17 protein-coding genes are annotated in these 18,998 nt (G+C 58.9%); 8 read left to right on the top strand and 9 right to left on the bottom strand.

The window, feature by feature from the left end; all coding sequences use genetic code 11:
* Positions 1-64: 64 nt before the first annotated feature.
* Positions 65-454 (bottom strand): helix-turn-helix domain-containing protein, encoded by a 390-nt coding sequence (locus tag QSV77_RS03200; RefSeq protein WP_142839427.1) that lies wholly within the window; start codon positions 452-454, stop codon positions 65-67.
* Between the two features lie 103 nt (positions 455-557).
* Here QSV77_RS03200 and QSV77_RS03195 point away from each other — a divergent pair, with 103 nt between their 5' ends.
* Positions 558-1,574, top strand: coding sequence for a zinc-binding alcohol dehydrogenase family protein (locus QSV77_RS03195; protein WP_302732500.1), 1,017 nt, complete (start codon positions 558-560; stop codon positions 1,572-1,574).
* A 91-nt stretch (positions 1,575-1,665) separates the two neighbouring features.
* On the opposite strand, the gene QSV77_RS03190 is transcribed toward QSV77_RS03195, so the two are convergent.
* Positions 1,666-2,406, bottom strand: coding sequence for a pentapeptide repeat-containing protein (locus QSV77_RS03190; RefSeq protein ID WP_302732499.1), 741 nt, complete (start codon positions 2,404-2,406; stop codon positions 1,666-1,668).
* Between the two features lie 362 nt (positions 2,407-2,768).
* Entirely contained in the window at positions 2,769-4,433 is a 1,665-nt protein-coding gene (locus QSV77_RS03185; protein WP_302732498.1) for an electron transfer flavoprotein-ubiquinone oxidoreductase, read from the bottom strand.
* A gap of 386 nt (positions 4,434-4,819) precedes the next feature.
* On the opposite strand from QSV77_RS03185, the gene QSV77_RS03180 reads away from it, so the two are divergent.
* Positions 4,820-5,431, top strand: coding sequence for a 3'-5' exonuclease (locus tag QSV77_RS03180; RefSeq protein ID WP_302732497.1), 612 nt, complete (start codon positions 4,820-4,822; stop codon positions 5,429-5,431).
* A gap of 36 nt (positions 5,432-5,467) precedes the next feature.
* Here QSV77_RS03180 and QSV77_RS03175 read toward each other — a convergent pair whose 3' ends face one another.
* The 3 genes from QSV77_RS03175 to QSV77_RS03165 all read right to left on the bottom strand — a co-directional run bounded on the left by QSV77_RS03175 (position 5,468) and on the right by QSV77_RS03165 (position 8,120).
* Positions 5,468-6,043 (bottom strand): GNAT family N-acetyltransferase, encoded by a 576-nt coding sequence (locus tag QSV77_RS03175; protein WP_142839931.1) that lies wholly within the window; start codon positions 6,041-6,043, stop codon positions 5,468-5,470.
* 272 nt (positions 6,044-6,315) lie between these two features.
* A complete protein-coding gene (locus QSV77_RS03170) occupies positions 6,316-7,080 on the bottom strand; it encodes an isocitrate lyase/phosphoenolpyruvate mutase family protein (protein WP_302732496.1) in 765 nt (254 codons plus the stop codon).
* Between the two features lie 311 nt (positions 7,081-7,391).
* A complete protein-coding gene (locus tag QSV77_RS03165) occupies positions 7,392-8,120 on the bottom strand; it encodes an SDR family oxidoreductase (protein WP_302732495.1) in 729 nt (242 codons plus the stop codon).
* A 90-nt stretch (positions 8,121-8,210) separates the two neighbouring features.
* Between QSV77_RS03165 and QSV77_RS03160 the strand changes: the two genes are divergently transcribed.
* Positions 8,211-8,594 (top strand): helix-turn-helix domain-containing protein, encoded by a 384-nt coding sequence (locus QSV77_RS03160; RefSeq protein ID WP_271360927.1) that lies wholly within the window; start codon positions 8,211-8,213, stop codon positions 8,592-8,594.
* 76 nt (positions 8,595-8,670) lie between these two features.
* On the opposite strand, the gene QSV77_RS03155 is transcribed toward QSV77_RS03160, so the two are convergent.
* A complete protein-coding gene (locus tag QSV77_RS03155) occupies positions 8,671-9,591 on the bottom strand; it encodes a cation diffusion facilitator family transporter (RefSeq protein WP_142839419.1) in 921 nt (306 codons plus the stop codon).
* 80 nt (positions 9,592-9,671) lie between these two features.
* On the opposite strand from QSV77_RS03155, the gene QSV77_RS03150 reads away from it, so the two are divergent.
* On the top strand, positions 9,672-10,460 hold the full coding sequence (locus tag QSV77_RS03150) for an SDR family oxidoreductase (RefSeq protein WP_269698416.1): 789 nt from the start codon (positions 9,672-9,674) through the stop codon (positions 10,458-10,460).
* 21 nt (positions 10,461-10,481) lie between these two features.
* Here the strand turns inward: QSV77_RS03150 and QSV77_RS03145 are convergent, their stop codons facing one another.
* A complete protein-coding gene (locus QSV77_RS03145) occupies positions 10,482-11,459 on the bottom strand; it encodes a sensor domain-containing diguanylate cyclase (protein WP_302732494.1) in 978 nt (325 codons plus the stop codon).
* Between the two features lie 411 nt (positions 11,460-11,870).
* Here QSV77_RS03145 and QSV77_RS03140 point away from each other — a divergent pair, with 411 nt between their 5' ends.
* The 3 genes from QSV77_RS03140 to QSV77_RS03130 all read left to right on the top strand — a co-directional run bounded on the left by QSV77_RS03140 (position 11,871) and on the right by QSV77_RS03130 (position 14,467).
* Entirely contained in the window at positions 11,871-13,169 is a 1,299-nt protein-coding gene (locus QSV77_RS03140) for an Hsp70 family protein (protein ID WP_302732493.1), read from the top strand.
* A gap of 43 nt (positions 13,170-13,212) precedes the next feature.
* A complete protein-coding gene (locus QSV77_RS03135; protein ID WP_302732492.1) occupies positions 13,213-14,124 on the top strand; it encodes a uracil-DNA glycosylase family protein in 912 nt (303 codons plus the stop codon).
* A gap of 151 nt (positions 14,125-14,275) precedes the next feature.
* Positions 14,276-14,467, top strand: coding sequence for a hypothetical protein (locus QSV77_RS03130; RefSeq protein WP_003509784.1), 192 nt, complete (start codon positions 14,276-14,278; stop codon positions 14,465-14,467).
* 368 nt (positions 14,468-14,835) lie between these two features.
* On the opposite strand, the gene QSV77_RS03125 is transcribed toward QSV77_RS03130, so the two are convergent.
* The gene (locus tag QSV77_RS03125) at positions 14,836-15,774 is read right to left on the bottom strand and encodes a DMT family transporter (protein ID WP_142839415.1); all 939 of its coding nucleotides are present in this window, start codon (positions 15,772-15,774) and stop codon (positions 14,836-14,838) included.
* Positions 15,775-16,219: 445 nt separating this feature from the next.
* On the opposite strand from QSV77_RS03125, the gene pepN reads away from it, so the two are divergent.
* Complete coding sequence (gene pepN / locus QSV77_RS03120) at positions 16,220-18,868, top strand: aminopeptidase N (RefSeq protein ID WP_302732491.1); 2,649 nt, start codon at positions 16,220-16,222, stop codon at positions 18,866-18,868.
* The last annotated feature ends 130 nt before the right edge of the window (positions 18,869-18,998 follow it).

Raw genomic sequence — 18,998 nt, 5'->3', positions numbered from 1 at the left:
AAATACATGTTGCATCGCACCATCGCGAGCATGGAAAGCGGCACGTGGTCTTACCCGTGATTTTTCAGGCGGCCTTTTCCTCGGCCTGGGGAAGCTGTGTGTATTTCGCGCCATTCTTGCAGACGACATGGGCGTCGCCCCAGCTTTTCAGCGCCGAAATCACCGGCTTCATCGTGTCGCCAAGCGGTGTCAGCGCGTAGTCCACACGTGGCGGCACCACCGGGAAGACGGTGCGCGAAATCAGACCCGCCTCCTCCAGTTCGCGCAGCTGCTTGGTGAGCATGCGCTGGGTGACGCTTGGAATATGGCGGCGCAGCTCGTTGAAGCGCAGCGTGCCCTCGTTGATGAGGTGATAAAGGATCACGCCTTTCCATTTTCCGTCGAGAAAACTCAAGGTCGATTCCACCGGGCAACCGGGAAAATTGCCGGTGAGCTTGGCGCGCGGTCGCGACATCACAGTATCCTTTTTGTATGTATCATCACAAAATGTGCATTCTTGCGATTGGTGTTCATATGTATCAAGTAAGAGGCACGCAAACAAGCAAAGGAGACTGTTCATGCGCGCCATCGGTTACAGGACAAGCCAGCCCATCACCGCCAGCGATGCGCTTGTCGATATCGACCTGCCGCAGCCGGAGGCGAAGGGGCACGACATTCTGGTGGAGGTGAAGGCCGTTTCGGTCAACCCGGTTGACACCAAGGTGCGCCGCAACCAGTCGCCGGAAAATGGTGCTACTCGCGTGCTCGGTTTCGACGCCTCGGGCGTGGTGAAGGCCATCGGCGACAAGGTCTCGCTGTTCAAGCCCGGCGACGAGGTGTTTTACGCCGGTGTCATCAACCGTCCCGGTTCCAACAGCGAATTCCACCTGGTCGATGAACGCATTGTCGGCGAAAAGCCGAAATCGCTGAATTTCGAGGAAGCCGCAGCCCTGCCGCTGACGGCGATCACCGCTTACGAGACGTTGTTCGACCGGCTGCGGGTGAAGGATCCGGTTCCGGGCGCGGCCAACGCCGTTCTGGTCATCGGTGGCGCCGGCGGCGTCGGCTCGATCGCCATCCAGCTTTTGCGGGCGCTGACGGACCTGACCGTCATCGCCACCGCCTCGCGGCCGGAAACGATGGCCTGGGCGAAAGACCTCGGCGCGCATCATGTCGTCGATCACAGCAAGCCGATTGCCCCGCAGGTGGAGGCGCTTGGCCTCGGCGCGCCGGGCTTCGTGTTTTCGACCACCCATAGCGACATTCACGCCGCCGACAGCGTGGCGACCATTGCGCCGCAGGGCCGTTTCGCGCTGATCGACGATCCGGCCGGCGGTTTCGATGTCATGGCCTTCAAACGCAAATGCGTATCGATCCATTGGGAAATGATGTTCGCCCGCGCGGTCTTCGAGACACCTGACATGATCGAGCAGCACAAACTGCTGAACCATGTTGCGAAACTGGTCGATGCCGGCAAGATCAAGACGACGCTGACGGAAGTCTTCGGCGCCATCAATGCCGCAAATCTCATCAAGGCGCATGCGCTGATCGAGAGCAACAAGGCCAAGGGCAAGATCGTGCTTTCGGGCTTCTAACCGACGCGACAGCGCGTCCGCCTGTGCGGGCGCGCCAATTCCGCCCTGTGCCACCACCACGCCCGAAAAAACTCGCGTGGCTTTTGTCTTGTCAGTCGTCGTCCGGATCTTCAGGGCACGGCCATGATGCAGGCGTGGTCAGTCCGCTCGGCAATTTTGTCTTGGCATCACCGCAGGCAATATCGACCTGTCTTTGCTCCAGCCCTGTCGCGGTGGAAAGATCCACCCCCTCGATGCGCGTCAGGAGCAGGAAGGCACTGGTGAAATCCACCGGGCCGCCGAGTGTTGCGCCGCCGAAGCGGGCACGCGACAGGTTGGTCAGGGAAAATTTCGAACCGTTCAGCGTCGCGCCCTCGAAATCGGCGCGGCCGAGTTCGGCCTTGGTGAAATCCGTACCGTCGAGCTTGGTTTTTTCGAACTTGGTGCGCTGCATTTCGGCGTTGATAAATTTCGCGTTGGTGGCGTCGGCGGCGCTAAAGTCGCTGCGATAAGCTTCCACCTTGGTCAGATTGGCGCCCTGCAGGTTCGCCTCTCCCAACGCCGTGCGGATGAGTTTCGCCTTTTCGAGATTGGCGCCCTTCAGCGAAGAGCCGCGCAAGTCGGTATAGGTAAAGTCCGCTCCGTAAAGCATCGCCGAATCGAGATTGCTGCCACCCAGCATCAGGAGACGCTTGTTGCATTCGCGCCAGTCTATGCCGGCCATGGCATCGGCGCGGCAGCTGGCAGCCACCAGCGGACCGCCGCTCAGCGAAACGGCAATAACCACGCCGGCCGCCAAAGCGGCACCAAACCTTGTCTTCCGCACGATATTCAGCTTCTGAAAGCCGGGCATTCTCTTACTCCCTGCCACCGGAGCGACGGCGCAAACGTGAGCCGCCCCTGGGGACCATATGCACATTCAAGGCGTTACCGCATTTCCATCCCGCATTCCACGGGCCAGTTGACGGCAGGACACCCCAACATCCTATATGTAAGAAATCGAAGAGCAATCCACAAATAGGCAGGGGGCAAAGAACGCTTTCGCCTTTGTCATGCCGGCCTTGAGCCGGCATCCAGCCACGGCGCGTCTGCGCCGTGAAATGGCCTTCTCGCCGCGCAGACGCGCCGGCTGCATTCCGGCTCAAGGCCGGAATGACGGAAACGGGATAGGCCCGAATACAACGACGGAGGGGAATTCACCCCTTTTAGCCACCATCACATATTGGCGTAAACCGGCCCCTCACCGCCCTGCGGCGGCACCCAGTTGATGTTCTGGTTGGGATCCTTGATGTCGCAGGTCTTGCAGTGCACGCAGTTCTGGGCGTTGATGACGTAGACTTGCCTGCCATCCTTCTCCACCCACTCGTAGACACCTGCCGGACAATAACGCGTCGAAGGACCGGCAAAGACGTCATGTTCGGAGCGCTTCTGCAGCTCCATGTCCTTCACCTGAAGATGCACCGGCTGGTCTTCCTCATGGTTGGTGGAGGACAGGAACACCGAGGACAGGCGGTCGAAAGTCAGAACGCCATCCGGCTTCGGATAGGCGATAGGCTTGTGCTTCGAAGCCGGCTCGAGGCTTTGCGCATCCGTCTTGCCATGCTTCAGCGTGCCGAAGAGCGAGAAACCGAACAGCTGGTTCGTCCACATGTCCAGACCACCAAGGCCGACGCCAACTAGCGTGCCGAATTTCGACCAGAGCGGCTTGACGTTGCGCACCCGCTTCAAATCCTTGCCGATATCGCCTTCGCGCCATTCGGCCTCGATCTCGGCCACCTCGTCATGGGCACGGCCGGCCGCAATCGCCGCGGCGATCTTGTCCGCCGCCAGCATGCCCGACAGCACGGCATTGTGGCTGCCCTTGATGCGCGGCACGTTGACGAGACCGGCCGAACAGCCGATCAGCGCGCCGCCCGGGAAAGTGAGCTTCGGCACCGACTGGTAACCACCTTCGGTGATGGCGCGCGCGCCATAGGAGATGCGCTTGCCGCCCTCGAACGTATCGCGAATGGCCGGGTGTGTCTTGAAGCGCTGGAATTCCTCGAAAGGATAAAGATAGGGGTTCTTGTAGTTGAGATGCACCACGAAGCCGACGGCAACGAGATTATCCTCGAGATGATAGAGGAACGAACCGCCACCGGTCTTGAAACCCAGCGGCCAGCCGAAGGAATGCTGCACGAGGCCCTGTTTGTGGTGCTCCGGTTTGACCTGCCAGAGCTCCTTGATGCCGATGCCGAATTTCTGCGGCTCGCGATCCCTCGACAGATCGTATTTAGCGATCAGCTGCTTGGCGAGCGAACCACGCACGCCTTCACCGATCAGCACATATTTGCCGTGCAGTTCCATGCCACGGGTGAAAGCGGGGCCAGGCTCGCCGTTCTTCTCGATGCCCATATCGCCGGTGGCGACACCGATGACGGCGCCTTCGTCATTATAAAGCACTTCGGTGGCGGCAAAGCCCGGATAGATCTCGACGCCGAGCCCTTCCGCCTTTTCCGCCAGCCATCGACAGACCAGCCCAAGCGAGACGATGTAATTGCCGTGATTGTTCATCAAGGGCGGCATCATGAAATTCGGCAGGCGGATGGAGCCGGCCGGGCCCAAAAACATGAACTGGTCGTCCTTGACCTCGGTCTTGAAGGGGTGCCCCTCCTCCTCACGCCAGCCGGGCAACAGCCGGTCGATGCCGATCGGATCGACCACGGCACCGGAGAGGATATGGGCGCCGACTTCAGCACCCTTTTCGAGAACGACAACCGAAAGCTCCGGCTCCACCTGCTTCAGCCGGATCGCGGCAGCAAGACCGGCCGGACCCGCACCGACGATCACAACGTCGAATTCCATCGCTTCGCGTTCGGGCAGTTCCATCGCTTCCGTCATCTCATCCTCTCAGATCGCCGGTCCCATCCGGCTGTTATTATATTCGCTTTCCACCATCGGCAGGGCATTGCCGGTGCGAGGTAAAAAGCCCGTGCGCAACAAGGAGTTCGCCTCCCCTGTCTTCGCAAAGCAAGACGCCTTTGTCGAGCTTCTATAGCGGCAAAACATGTCGCACGCCACTTAATTGTCAGACAACCTGATGACTATTTTATTACTTTTACGTTCACGTAATACAAGAATAAGGGTGACATGTTTAGGCGTCAAGAGCCCTTACCGTTTGGCGAGCGCCAGTTACTCCCCGGCGAGGCGCTGGCAGCCACCATTGCCATTCTGGTGATCGGGACTAGTGTGGCAAAGACGAGCGATCCGATCGGCAGGCAAGACACATGAAAACAGCTATCGTCTTCGACTGTGAATTTCTCTGCATTCAGGGGTCGCAAGGCCGGTTCTGGTGTGCGGCAATCGATCCTGATCCCGTCATCGCCCAGATCGGCGCCGTGAGGATCGGCCTTGAAGCCGATTTCCCTGTTCTGGAGACCTTCAAATCCTATGTCACACCTGTTGACCGGTATGGCGACAGATATGCGCTCGATCCATATTTTACAAACCTCACCGGAATTACCGAAGAACAGATCGATGAGAAGGGCACAAGCCTTCATAAGGCGCTGGCGGATGTGGAGATGTTCTCACAAGGAGCGAAATTGTGGTCCTGGGGGAAAGACGAACTGAATATGATGGCGATCAGTTGCTATATTGCCGGTATAAGCCCGCCAATTCCTGCATCCCGGTTCGATAACGCCGTCAAGCTGCTGCTTGCCGCCGGAATGCCCCTTGAAGACCTTGCCCGAACACCAAGCAACAAACTAGCGGATTATTTTTGTGTCGATCACCCCGTTCTCAAAGGACACGATGCGCTGGATGATGCCCTGTCGGTTGCCTACACGCTTCAGCATCTTCTGCGGTCCGGGAAACTTCAGCCCTCGGCGTTTGACCGTTAGGGGTCGATAGCTGATACCAACCCTCCATCCAGGGCGTTATTCTGGCGAGGCCTGCGACAGGGTTTTCCACTCGTCATTCAAAACGGCATAGATGAACTCGTCACCCCACGTGCCATTGAAGCGGTCATTCTGAATGAGATGTGCTTCCCGGCGCATTTTGAGACGTTCGACGATCCCGATCGAGCCGCGGTTCAGAGTGTCCAGCCGGGCAAAAATCCGGTGAAATCCAAATACGTCGAAACCCAGCCCGATCATCGCCCGCACGGCCTCGGTGGCGTAACCCTTTCCAGAGAAGGACGGATTGAAGATATAACCGACTTCAGCCTGCAGTGCTTCCCGGCTGGCGATTTTCAGAAGCACCTCGCCAATCAGCGCGTCATCATCGCGCCGGATTACCGCAAGCCGCAGCGTATCGCCATCCTCTTTGAATGAACCCGTCACTATCTCGGCGAACTGAGCCGCGAGTGCCGTCTTCCGGGGCGGTGAGGCGTATAGAAATCTGTAGACGTCGCTGCGACCGTGATAGTCGGCATACGACGGGAAATCTTCATCCCGGAACGTGCGGAGGATCAGACGTGGCGTCTGTAGCGACGAAAAACTTGACTTGTCCATGAATACCCATTTGCCAATAACCCCGCCCATGTAGGTTTCGAGCGGACAGATGCAAGACGGCTCAGGGCGAGTTACGCCCCTGCCGGGATCGCGCAAATGTAGTCCGGCCGGCCACAGTATGGTTGTTACCGTGGCCATTTTCGCCTTGCCGGACTGTTCCTCTCCGAAGCCGTCAGCACTTGTCCAGCAAAAGGGCAAGGTCGGCGACAAGATCGGCCGGATGTTCGATACCGATTGACAGCCGGATTTTTGAGTGAAGCGCGCGCCTCTTTTCAGACAAAAATACGCGCGCTGCTTTCCAGGTCACGGCTGACCCTTGCGTAGGGTGCGGGTCCGAAACTGATCCGGGCGACGCCGATCTCTGCCAGCGCACGAACCTCTTCCGTGTCTCCCGATGTCATGACGTTGACCGGCAGCGTCGTCTGCCGGCATATTTTTTCGATCAGCTTTTTATCCTTCAGCCCGGGCACGAAGAAGCCATCCGCGCCTGCTGCTGCATAGGCGGCCTCGCGGGCGAATACGTCGTCCAGCAGGGTTGCGTGATCCACCCCTTCCGCCGCCTTCAGAAACACATCCGTTCGCGCATTGATGAAAACCGGGATACCGGCATCACTTGCCGCGCTGCGGACCGCCCGAAGCCGATCCGACTGGTGACCTATGTCATGCAGACCCCTGCCCTGCACCACCTGATCTTCGAAGTTCAATCCGATGACGCCGAGGGCAAACAGGCGGCCAACATTCTGCCTAACGGCGGCGGGATCATCTGCATAACCGCCTTCAAAATCCACGGTGAGAGGCAGATCGACACATTTCGTTATGCGCGCGACGACTGACAATGCGTCATCCAGCGGCATTTCCTCACCATCCGAATAACCCTGTGCCGCGGCGACAGACCAGCTTCCGGTGGCTATCGCCTTCGCCCCGCCACGCGCAACGGCCACCGCACTTCCCGCATCCCAGATGTTGTAGAGGACGATGGGATCACCCGGAATGTGCAAGCTGCGGAATATTTCCGCACGTTCGATTTGACTGTTCATCGCGGTCTCTCCTGTGATCGATATTGCCGAGCTTTTGCTCATCCAATCAGTCGTTACAGGCGGCCGAAGCCGCTGCAACAATCCGGAAAACTGCTAACACCGGCCTCGCGTTGCGACCGCCGATTTTCGGGCGTCGATGTCCTTATTTTCAAGCACTGCGTGCGGCCAGTCTCGGGCGTCCCGCTCAGATCGCCCATTCTTCATCCGTCGTAAACACAATCGTCAGCCACCGGTCGGCTCCCTCGCCACCAAGCTCGTCTTGATCGCAGGCAGCAGCATCGTCGCTGCCCACGATCAATAGTCAAATCACTTCAATGCCGGTGATGTTGCGCAGGCAGGATCGCTTCGGCATGGGTCCGCTCGGTTGTGAGCGACCAGATCTCCTGGGCAAGTGTGTCAGGATCGATCGTTGGAAAACGCCCGTCACCGACAGGCAGGCCGTTGGCGACTGCCGCACGAAGTCCCGTGGAGTTGTCAATCATCGCACCGATGTGAAGCATTCCGGCGAACACTCCGCGATCCCTGATCTCATCGTGAAGGCCAAGAATGTAATTGCGTGTGGCAGCAAAAGCGGGGCCCGGGCCGCTTAGCCCCGGCATTGGTGTTACGGCCGAAAGACCATCCGCAATGACGATCGCGCCATCGCCGCGAGCGAGCATCCCAGGCAATACTGCCCTGACAACCTCAACCGGTGCGAATGTCAGGATATTGGTGAGTTCTCTCAGCGAAGCTGATGTCAGATCGACCGCTGGAAGCATCCGGAAATTGCCGACAGGCGCAAAAATCGCGGTATGAATGGGACCGGCCTTATCTTCGATATCACGGACCAAAGCCGGGATTGCTTCAATCTCGTTGAGGTCGGCAGGAAAGGCCTTGGCATCCACCCCTTGCGCCAGCAGTTCGTCTACCCTCTCGCTGAGGGATTGAGCATTGCGAGCAACAAGGGCGACCCTGAAGCCAGCCGTACCGTAACGTCTCGCGACGGACGCGCCGAGCCCGGTTCCATATCCAAAAATTGCAATTGTTTTCCGGTCAGTCATAACATCTCCTATGGCAGTATGTTTTCGTGACTAGCTATGTATGTTAGACTGGGAACAACACAAGAACGCATAATTTTAGGGCCTGGTCACATGAATCTACCTACCCCGCCATCACAACCCGGAACGAGTGCGGATTGCCGTCCCATTAGCCAGATGCTTGGCCGCATCGGTGACAAATGGACTATAATGACGATTACGATGCTGCTTGATGGCCCAAGGAGGTTCAATGAGTTGCGCAGACTTATAGGGGGAATTAGCCAGCAAATGCTGACAAGAACGCTGCGCGCTCTTGAGAATGATGGCCTCGTTTCCAGAAAAGTCTATCCGACGATTCCCCCGCAGGTGGAATATAGTTTGACCGCTCTTGGTCAATCTCTGGCGGAACCTCTTACAAGGCTAACCGGCTGGGTTCTGCAAAATATTGCCGAGGTCGAGCGCAATCGTTTGGCTGCCGCCAACAGATCGATGGATTAGCCTCCCTCATGCAATTCAGGCGCTGAAAACAAAGTGTAAAGACCGTTGGGCCGATATCTTCAGTGGCCTGGAACGCTCAAATCGCCCATTCTTCATCCGTCGTAAACACAATCGTCAGCCACCGGTCGGCTCCCTCGCCGCCAAGCGCATCGCCGATCTCGTCGCGGATGGCATCCCACTCCTCAAGCCGTCGGGCCGGCCAGTTCTTCGGCACGATGAAGAAAAGTTCGATCTGTCGGCCGCGTCCGACGCGGGCGACGTAGGAATAATGCGAGGCGAAGCCGAATTTTTCGACCGTCTCCGTCGCCACCCGGTCCACATGCTGCTTGAATTCCAGCGGCGTGACCAGAAGAATATCGGCAAGCGCCTGTTTCACATTGCCGAGCGGCATGGGAATGATGACAAGGCAGACCAGCGCCAGCACGGCAGGGTCGACATAGGGCGCGAGCCATGCCTGCGATGTTCCGGTCAGCCCGTAACCGATGGCGAAGGCGACGAACAGCGCCATGCTCAAGAGCGCGCTCATCAGCCAGCTTTTGGCATCCAGCGCCACGAAGGCGGATTTCAGCCGGCGGTTCTGCCGTTTGACGAACCATGCCATGGCAAGCGAAACGGCAAAGCTGAAGAAGGTGACGATGATGGCATAGTCGAACTCGATCGAGCGGCCGCCATCCATCAGGCTGTCGATGGCATTGATCAGCGCATAGATCGCCGCGCCCATCAGCAGCGTGCCGTTAAGGCCGAGCACCATCGGCTCCAGATGCCAGAAACCCATGGTGAAACGCTCCACCAGCCGGCCACCCGGCTTGGGCGCGGCCGAGGCTGCGATAAGCCGCGCCACGAGCAACGCCAGCACCGTCATGAAGGCATCGGTGAGCGCATAAACACCATCGAAAACCACGGCGAAGGAGCCGGAGAACAAACCCGCACTGATGCCGAACAGGGCCAGAAGAACCGTGACGGCAATGGAGAATTTAAGCAGAGATTGTTCTGTCATGACGTGTATTTGACCTTCAAAAGCGGACGCCACCTTCCTATAAACAGCACAGACACTCCTCACAAGACAGGACAAACCCCATGGATTTCGGCATTTCCGGCAAACGCGCCCTCGTTCTCGCCTCTTCTCGCGGCCTTGGGCTGGGCATTGCCACGGCGCTCGCCAAGGAAGGCGCAAATGTTCTTCTCGTCGGCAGAAGCGGCGAAAAACTGGAGGCGAATTGCAAGGCGATCAACGCGCTCGGCAAGGGCAAGGCCGACTGGGTGTGGGGTGATCTGGCCGATGACAATTTCGTCGAGGCCATGGTTGAAGCCGTCAAGGACAAGCTCGGCGGCATCGATATTCTCGTCAACAACACCGGCGGCCCGACGCCGGGTCTCGCTCAGGAAATGACGACCGAGAAGCTCGACACCTTCTTCCAGTCGATGGTGCTGCGGGTCATCACGCTGACCAATGCGCTGTTGCCGCAGATGAAGGAACAGGGTTTCGGCCGCATCCTGACCGTCGCCTCATCCGGCGTGTTCGAACCCATCGCCAATCTGGCGCTCTCCAACACCCTGCGCGGCGCGCTGGTGGGCTGGAGCAAGACATTGTCCAGCGAAGTGGCCGGTTTCGGCATCACCTCCAACCTGCTTCTGCCCGGCCGCATCCACACCGACCGCATCGACGAGCTGGATGGCGCCAACGCCAAGCGCCTGGGCAAAAGCGTCGAGGAAATCCGTGAAGCTTCGGTCAAGAGCATTCCGGCCGGTCGCCTCGGCACGGTGGAAGAATTTGCCGCCGCCGGCGCTTTCCTGTGCTCGGTGCCGGCAAGCTATATCACCGGCACGATGCTGCGAGTGGATGGCGGCGCGGCAAAGTCGAACTGACAGCCGCCACGCATACATGCGTCAGGAAACCGTTTCGTAGATCACGAAGCGGTTTCGGCCGGTGTTCTTGGCTTCGTAAAGGGCCGTGTCGGCGCGGCGCAGAACATCTCTGGCGCTCTCGCCGGGATTGGCAAAGGCTATGCCGGCCGAACAGCTATAACGAAAATCCGGCATATCCCCGAGCGGTGACGCATCCGCCAGCGACGACAGCAGCTCCCGCATGACAGTCTCGGCGATATGCATCCGCGAACCGCTGAGGACCAGCAGGAACTCCTCTCCGCCGATCCGGCCGACGAGATCATCGCGCCCGACGCTCGCGGAAAGCCGCGCGGCGAAATCCTTGAGAACCAGATCGCCGCAGGCATGCCCGAAGCGATCATTCACCGACTTGAAGTGATCGATATCCATGATGATGACGGCAAGTGCCTGCGCCTTGTTGGGGCCGAGCATGTGATTGAGGCTATCCATGGCATAACGGCGGTTGCCGAGACCGGTCAGTTCATCGCTCAGCGCCGACTTCAACGCCCTGTCGCGCTCCTGTCTGAGATCGCGCAATTCGATGCCGAGTTCGGAAATATCGGTGACGACGCACAGCATCCAGCCGCCCGGCAACGTCGTTTCAGTCGTCAGCACCCAGCGCCCGTCATTGAGACCGGTCTCAATGGTGCGGAAGGGCAGCTTGCCGCGCCGTGTTCTGGCGGAACGCAGCCAAAGCTCGAAATCGGCGGTTTCAATGGCGGTGCCGGTGGAGCTTCGATACCCGCTACGCATCAGGTCCACCCAACTCGGGAAATCAGCCGGCCCGATGCCGAGCGCCTTGCGAAAAACCGTATTGGCGAAACGCAACTCATCACTGCCGTCAAAAAGCGCGTAACCCTGCTGCGATGCTTCCATGAGATTGAGAAGCTGCCGGTTGAAAACCGCAATCTCGCCCCGCACCGACTCGGGACAGTCCAACGGTACGTCTTCCAGGAGGGAGTCGGTTATCTTGCGGGACATCAAATTTTCCGGGTTGGGAAGGGCAACAGGTGAAACGCAATACAGGCAGCTTCGATTTATATTCTTTGAGTATAAAATATGCCTCGCCACCTAATCTTCTGATTTGCGCCATTATAACCACGAACCCCTAAAGATATTGCCGAAAACTATCGCATTCTTTCATTGGCGCATGAGCAAATCGTTTACCACCCGCTCCCCCCCTGTCGATGTTTCCCCAGCCCCCTTCAGACAAAGGGGACGGGCCGTCCGGCAGCAATTGGCCGAAAAACGGCGGGCCGACGCTTGCCATTCCATCTGCCCTGTGCAATCAACCGCCCTCCTCTGACATCGGGACGCCAAAGGCATCCCTTATTTTCACGCCGGGCCACCCAAGGGCCGGGCGAATATTTTTTCGGCGACAAGGATATGGCGATGACGCAAAAGCGGGCACTTGGCCTCGATTTCGGCACGACCAACACGGTCATGGCTCTTTCCAACGGTGGCGGTGACAGCCATTCCATGCGTTTCACCAGCAACGCCGGCACGGATGACAGCATGCGCACGGCGCTCTCCTTCATGAAGGATGCCGGCCTCGGTGCCGCCGCGCTGCATGTGGAAGCGGGCCATGCCGCCATCCGGCAGTTCATCGACAATGCCGGCGATTGTCGCTTTTTGCAGTCGATCAAGACATTTGCCGCCTCGCCGCTGTTTCAGGGCACGCTGATCTTCGCCAAGCGCCAGAGCTTCGAGGATCTGATGGAGGTGTTCCTGCGCAAGCTGAAAACCTATGCGGGTGACGAATGGCCAGGCGACGTCTCGACCGTCATCGCCGGCCGGCCGGTGCGTTTCGCCGGCAGCAATCCGGACGAAGCGCTGGCGCTCGCCCGCTACAACGAGGCGCTGACGCGCGCCGGCTTTCCGGAAATCCATTATGTCTATGAGCCGGTGGCAGCCGCCTATTATTTCGCCCAGAGCCTGAAGAAGGACGCCAATGTGCTGGTGGCGGATTTCGGCGGCGGCACCACCGACTATTCGCTGATCCGTTTCGAGACCCATGCCGGCAAGCTTTCCGCCACCCCCATCGGCCATTCCGGCGTCGGTGTGGCGGGCGATCATTTCGACTTCCGGATGATCGACAATCTGGTCTCGCCCGAGATCGGCAAGGGCAGCAAGTTCAAGAGCTTCGACAAGGTGCTGGACGTGCCCTCCGGTTATTACGTGAATTTCGGTCGCTGGAACCAGCTGTCGATCTTCAAGACCTCCAAGGAATTCACCGCGCTGAAATCGCTGGTGCGTTCGGCGCTGGAGCCGGAAAAGCTCGAACTCTTCGTCGATCTCGTTGACCATGACGAGGGATACCCGCTCTATCAGGCAATTTCCGCCACCAAGATGGCGCTTTCTTCGGCGGAAGAAGCGGAGTTCAACTTCACGCCGCTCGGCAAGGCCGGGCGCAAGATGGCGAAACGCAGCGATTTCAACGGCTGGATCGCCGACGATCTCGCCAAGATCGAAGGCGCACTGGACGAGGTGCTGGAAAAAACGCAGGTGGCTCCCGAAGCCATAGACAAGGTGTTCCTGACCGGCGGCACCTCCTTCGTACCCGCGGTGCGGGAGCTTTTCACCCGGCGTTTCGATGCTGACCGGATCGAAAGCGGCGGCGAGTTGCTCTCGATTGCCCATGGTCTGGCGATGATCGGCGAAAGCGGTGACATTCAGCGCTGGACAGCGTGATTTACGGGTTCCCCGGGCGGGGAACATGGGATAATTTCCACTCATGATCGCCGCCCACGACCTTTCCCCGGCTGAACTTGCCGCCCTCCTGCATTTCCATGCGGATGCGGGCGTGGACTGGTTGCTGGAAGACCAGCCGCTCGACCGTTTCGCCGAATTTGCCGCCGCCCGCCCCGCCCGGCCGATGCAGGGACAGGAGACGGGCGCAGCCGCGCGCCAGCCAAGCCAGCGGCCGATGGAACGCGGCGGCGATACAGCCCAACACTCGCCGCAGCAGCAGCCGAAACGCCAGACGCCGGCACGCGGCGCGCCACCCGCCCCCGCGGTTCAGCAGAATGTTGCGATGCCGGACGAACAGGCCGTGGCGGCAGCGCGTTTTGCCGCCGAGAGCGCAAGGTCGCTTGCCGAGCTGAAAACCGCGCTGGAAGGGTTCAGCGGCTGCAATCTCAAGAACAGCGCGCGCAGCACGATCTTCACCGAAGGTGATCCCTCATCCGCCATCATGGTCATCGGCCCCATGCCGGATGCCGATGACGACCGCGAAGGCCTGCCATTTGCAGGCAAGACCGGGCTTCTGCTCGACCGTATGCTTTCGGCAATCGGCCTTGAACGCGGCAACATCATGCTCGGCAATGTCGTGCCGTGGCGGCCGCCGGGCAACCGTCCGCCGACTCAAGCCGAAATGGATATCTGCCGGCCCTTCATCGAGCGCCAGATCGCGCTGGCGGAGCCGAAACACCTGTTGCTTCTTGGCAACTTCACCGCACGTTTCTTCTTCGGCGGCACCGGAACGATCCATACGCTGCGCGGACAGTGGCGTGATGTCGCAGCCGGACATCTTGTTTTGCCGGCGCTGGCCAGCCTGCACCCGCAGGAACTTTTGAACGCGCCTGCCTCCAAGTCATTGGCATGGCAGGATTTATTGGCGTTTCAGGCCAAGGTTACGCAAGGCTGATTGCCTTATTATTGCTCAGTGTAAACGAATTATGAAAAAAGCCATGCGCAATTCGCATAACAGCGACGCATTTGGCCAGCTTGCCGAATCCATGCTGCGCTGCGATATACCGCAGTGTCTTGGGAGGAATTCGGTTTAAGGAACCAAGGCAATGACCACTCGCTTCCGTCCGGTACATTCCGGCTTTGAAACGCTCCGTCTGGCGGGCCTCGGCCCACGCTCCAGTCAGGGTTACCATCGTTTCGGCGCTGCCGCTAACGAACAGATGACCGCACGCGCTGCCATGCAGCAGGTCCGCGTGACGCGTCCTTCGGCTGTCTTTGCGGATTTCCGCGAGCGCTGAGAGCATTCAGGCCAGTATCAAGCTGGTCCACATATATGATTGCGCGCTGGCGTCTTTCTTCGGGAAGGCGCCTTTTGCTTTTGTGGGTTTTGCTGAGAGAGACGGCGAGGTTAAGAACCTTGCCAAATACTCTGACGTCATCCTCGGGCTTTTCGTAGTGTTGTCCGGTTCAGATTTCTGCACGCTCATGACATCGAAATTGAGGGCGCAAGGGACGAATGTTTCCCGCGACGTCATTCTCGGGCTTGACCCGAGGATCTAATCACCTCAACAAAATCAAAAAAGTTGGCAGATCCTCGGGACAGGCCGAGGATGACGCCGAGAGAAGATCATCAACTTCAACGGAACATATCGGGGGAATGGCGACTTCACCCCTGCGGCGTAGAGGCCTTGCGGGCTGCCCGTCTTGCCAGACCCAGCTGATGCTCTCGGAAGATGATGAATATGCCGGCAAGGATGACGATCGCCGTGCCGATCAGCATGGTGAGTGTGGGGATGTCTCCGAACAGAATGTAGGAAACTGCGATCCCGAAGACGATGGAGCTGTATTCGAAGGGTGCGATGACCGAGACTTCGGCATGGCGGTAGCTCTCCGTCAGGAAGATTTGCGCAACGCCGCCGCAGATGCCGCTGGTGATCAGCAGCATGGCCTGCGTCATCGTCAGCGCGCTCCAGCCGAAGGGCACGCTCACCAGCGACAGCAGGGTGGCGGTGAGCGAAAAATAGAGCACGATGGTCGGCGTTTTTTCGGTATCGACCAATTGCCGCACCTGGATCATCGCCAGGCCGCCCAGCGCCGCGCCACACAGCACGGCAATCGCCCCCAGGCCCTCACCGGCGGCAAAGCCGCCTTCGCGCAGAAGCGTCATCTTCGGCCACAAAATCACCAGTACGCCCATCATGCCGACGAACACCGCGCTCCAGCGATAGACGCGCACCTTCTCATGCAGGATGAAAGCGGCAAAGACGACGGCCAGCAGCGGCGATGCATAACCGATGGCGATGAATTCCGGCAGCGGCAGCATGGTCAGCCCGTAAAAACCGCAGGCCATGGACAGGATGCCGAGAAAACCGCGCTTGAAATGGCCGAGAAGATTGTTGGTGTGCAGCGCGCTGGTCAGCGCATGCAGCCAGGCGAGATAAACGACAATCGGGATAATGGCGAAGGCGGAGCGGAAGAAGGTGATCTGGCCGGCCGGCACATCGGGACCGGCGGCCTTGATACAGGTCTGCATGACAAGAAAAAAGCCAACCGAAACCAGCTTCATGCTGATCCCGCGGAAGGGATTGGTCGGTTCGGCGTTCATTGGCAGTTACTCATATCGGCTGCGCAAACACGCCATCGGTAAATTTTCATGCGGGGAGGACGACGCAGGGGAATTGGATTTGCGCAAGGCTAGAACATTCCTCCCGGCCTTTACATCAAAAAATGTTATTCACCCATGAATTCGGTTGATTTGGTGACGGCAAAGAATTGCTTTCGCGTTTTCGGCCTCGCGTCAGATCAAAGCGACATGCGCTAAAATTTGAAGAAAATAAAATATAATTTCAGTAATCGTTCAACATTTGCTGCGATGGTCCATGGGTCCGGCGGCGGGGGAGGATCGTCTGCATGGCCGGTAAAGCCTTTATGGCGGGACAGAATGTCCTCCGATGCGCACATGAACGTGACGAATACTCCACCTATTTTACATCCCGGCCTTATGACGACATGATGGCGGGAAGACCACGCTAAGTTATTCAGGAACAGTCATGCGAACAGACACGGGCCAGATCGTTCACCTGGCAGATTACCGCCCCACCGATTTCGTTCTGGAGCGGGTGGATCTCACCTTCGAACTCGACCCCAAGAATACCAAGGTCGAAGCCCGTCTGATCTTTCACCGACGCGAAGGCGCCGATTCCCAGGCACCGCTTGTTCTCGATGGTGATGAGCTGACGCTTTCGGGCCTGCTGCTCGATCAGGTCGAGATCCCTGCCAGCCAATATGACGCTACGCCCGACAGCCTGACTATCCGTGATCTGCCGGCGGAAACGCCCTTCGAGATCTGCGTCACCAATTACATCAATCCGCAGGTCAATACGCAGCTGATGGGGCTTTACCGCACCAATGGCGTTTATTGCACCCAATGCGAGGCGGAAGGTTTCCGCCGCATCACCTATTTCCCCGACCGCCCGGATGTTCTGGCGCCCTATACGGTGACGATCATCGCGGCGAAGGAAGGCAACCCGCTGCTGTTGTCGAACGGCAATTTCCTCGGCGGCGGCAATTACGACGAGGGCCGTCACTTTGCCGCCTGGTTCGATCCGCATCCGAAACCGAGCTATCTCTTTGCGCTCGTCGCCGGTGATCTCGGCGTGGTGGAAGACACGTTTACCACCGTCTCCGGTCGTGAAGTGGCGCTGAAGATTTATGTCGAGCACGGCAAGGAGCCGCGTGCGGCCTATGCCATGGACGCGCTGAAGCGTTCGATGAAGTGGGACGAAGAGCGTTTCGGCCGCGAATACGACCTCGATATCTTCATGATCGTCGCCGTATCCGATTTCAATATGGGGGCGATGGAGAACAAGGGTCTCAACGTCTTCAACGACAAATTCGTGCTGGCTGACCCGGAAACCGCCTCTGACGCGGATTACGCCAATATCGAGCGCATCATCGCGCATGAATATTTCCACAACTGGACCGGCAACCGCATCACCTGCCGCGACTGGTTCCAGCTGTGCCTGAAGGAAGGCCTGACGGTTTATCGCGACCAGGAATTTTCCGCCGACATGCGTTCGCGCCCGGTCAAGCGCATCGCCGATGTACGCCATCTGAAATCGGAGCAGTTTCCGGAGGATTCCGGTCCACTGGCGCATCCGCCGCGCCCGGACACTTACCGCGAAATCAACAACTTCTACACGACGACCGTTTATGAAAAAGGCGCCGAAGTCACCCGCATGATCGCCACGATCCTCGGTGCTGACGATTTCAAGAAGGGCATGGACCTTTATTTCGAACGTCATGACGGCGAAGCGGCGACGGTTGAAGATTTCGTCAAGAGCTTTGCCGATGCCAGCGGCCGCGATCTGTCGCAGTTTTCGCTATGGTACACCGAGGCCGGCACGCCGCTGGTCTCCGTCTCCTCCGCTTATGATGCCGGCAAGGCGACGTTCAGCCTGACGCTGGAACAGACCGTGGCGCTGACACCCGGCCAGCCGGTAAAACAGCCACGGCACATTCCGCTGTCGCTGGCGCTTATTCTCGACAATGGTCAGATCGCCGAGCCACAGGCAGTCACCGGCGGCGAATATCGGGATGGCGTGCTGCACCTGACCGAGCGCAACCAGACCTTCTCCTTCTCCGGCATTTCCTCGCGGCCCGTACTGTCGATCAATCGCAGCTTCTCGGCGCCGGTCAATCTGCATTTCGAGCAGAATGCTGCCGATCTGGTGCAGATCGCCCGGCACGAGACGGATATGTTTGCCCGTTTTCAGGCGCTGACCGATCTTGCCTTGCCGGCACTGATTGCCGCCACCAAAGCGGTGCAGAATGGCGGTGAAGTGCGCACGGACGCCGAGCTCATCGCAACGCTTATTGAAATCGTCGGCGATTCCTCGCTCGAGTCCGCTTTCCGCGCACAGGCGCTGGCGCTGCCAAGCGAAACGGATATCGCCCGCGAACTGGGTGGCAATACCGATCCGGACGCCATTCACAAGGCGCGCAACGCCACGATAAAGGCGATCGCAACGGCCGGGCTTGAAACCTTCAGGCAGCTTGCGGAAGCGGCAGGTAACGGCGAGGCCTACAGCCCGGATGCGGACAGTGCCGGACGCCGTTCGCTTCGCAATGGCGCGCTCAGCTTCCTTGCCTTTGCCGAGGAAACCCCTGCCCGTGCGGCAAAAGCCTATGCCGACGCCACCAACATGACCGATCTCGCGCATGCGCTCAGCGTATTGACCCAGCGTTTCCCCGACAGTGCCGAGACGAAAGAAGCGCTTACAGCTTTCGAAACGCGCTTCGCCGACAATGCGCTTGTTCTCGACAAGTGGTTCTCGCTGCAGGCCGCCATTCCCGGCGACGGCGCGCTTGATCGCATCAAGGCGCTGATGAAATCGAAACATTTCATCGCCACCAATCCGAACCGGGTGCGTTCGCTGGTCGGCACGCTGGCCTTTGCCAACCCCACCGGCTTCCACCGTGCAGACGGCGCCGCCTATCGGTTCCTGGCGGAGCAGATCATCGCCATCGACAAGCGCAACCCGCAGCTTGCCGCGCGCATTCTCACCTCCATGCGTTCATGGCGGTCTCTGGAGGCAAGCCGCGCCGAACACGCGAAGGCCGCACTGTCGACGATTTCCGACGCCAAGGGCCTGTCCGCGGATGTGAGCGACATTGTCGGGCGTATCCTGAAAGGCTAACCGCAAGCTTTCGCTGCGCCACCATTTCGAACATGCCGATACGCCGTCTTGATATCCATCAAGGCGGCGTATCGCATTGCGCAACATGATGGTCTCAAGGGGCCAAAACCGGCCCGGCAGCAGAAAGGAA

The sequence above is a fragment of the Agrobacterium sp. V1 genome (assembly GCF_030518355.1).
Taxonomy (GTDB): domain Bacteria; phylum Pseudomonadota; class Alphaproteobacteria; order Rhizobiales; family Rhizobiaceae; genus Agrobacterium; species Agrobacterium cucumeris.
This window is presented reverse-complemented; position numbering and strand designations above follow the sequence as displayed.

Bases quoted from the DNA above. Each gene is read 5' to 3' on its own strand.
- QSV77_RS03130 (WP_003509784.1), top strand. From the start codon at position 14,276: ATGACCACTCGCTTCCGTCCGGTACATTCCGGCTTTGAAACGCTCCGT.
- QSV77_RS03185 (WP_302732498.1), bottom strand. From the start codon at position 4,433: ATGACGGAAGCGATGGAACTGCCCGAACGCGAAGCGATGGAATTCGAC.
- QSV77_RS03125 (WP_142839415.1), bottom strand. From the start codon at position 15,774: ATGAACGCCGAACCGACCAATCCCTTCCGCGGGATCAGCATGAAGCTG.
- QSV77_RS03155 (WP_142839419.1), bottom strand. From the start codon at position 9,591: ATGACAGAACAATCTCTGCTTAAATTCTCCATTGCCGTCACGGTTCTT.
- QSV77_RS03170 (WP_302732496.1), bottom strand. From the start codon at position 7,080: ATGAACAGTCAAATCGAACGTGCGGAAATATTCCGCAGCTTGCACATT.
- QSV77_RS03135 (WP_302732492.1), top strand. From the start codon at position 13,213: ATGATCGCCGCCCACGACCTTTCCCCGGCTGAACTTGCCGCCCTCCTG.
- QSV77_RS03145 (WP_302732494.1), bottom strand. From the start codon at position 11,459: ATGTCCCGCAAGATAACCGACTCCCTCCTGGAAGACGTACCGTTGGAC.
- QSV77_RS03150 (WP_269698416.1), top strand. From the start codon at position 9,672: ATGGATTTCGGCATTTCCGGCAAACGCGCCCTCGTTCTCGCCTCTTCT.
- QSV77_RS03140 (WP_302732493.1), top strand. From the start codon at position 11,871: ATGACGCAAAAGCGGGCACTTGGCCTCGATTTCGGCACGACCAACACG.
- pepN (WP_302732491.1), top strand. From the start codon at position 16,220: ATGCGAACAGACACGGGCCAGATCGTTCACCTGGCAGATTACCGCCCC.
- QSV77_RS03165 (WP_302732495.1), bottom strand. From the start codon at position 8,120: ATGACTGACCGGAAAACAATTGCAATTTTTGGATATGGAACCGGGCTC.
- QSV77_RS03175 (WP_142839931.1), bottom strand. From the start codon at position 6,043: ATGGACAAGTCAAGTTTTTCGTCGCTACAGACGCCACGTCTGATCCTC.
- QSV77_RS03195 (WP_302732500.1), top strand. From the start codon at position 558: ATGCGCGCCATCGGTTACAGGACAAGCCAGCCCATCACCGCCAGCGAT.
- QSV77_RS03190 (WP_302732499.1), bottom strand. From the start codon at position 2,406: ATGCCCGGCTTTCAGAAGCTGAATATCGTGCGGAAGACAAGGTTTGGT.
- QSV77_RS03180 (WP_302732497.1), top strand. From the start codon at position 4,820: ATGAAAACAGCTATCGTCTTCGACTGTGAATTTCTCTGCATTCAGGGG.
- QSV77_RS03160 (WP_271360927.1), top strand. From the start codon at position 8,211: ATGAATCTACCTACCCCGCCATCACAACCCGGAACGAGTGCGGATTGC.
- QSV77_RS03200 (WP_142839427.1), bottom strand. From the start codon at position 454: ATGTCGCGACCGCGCGCCAAGCTCACCGGCAATTTTCCCGGTTGCCCG.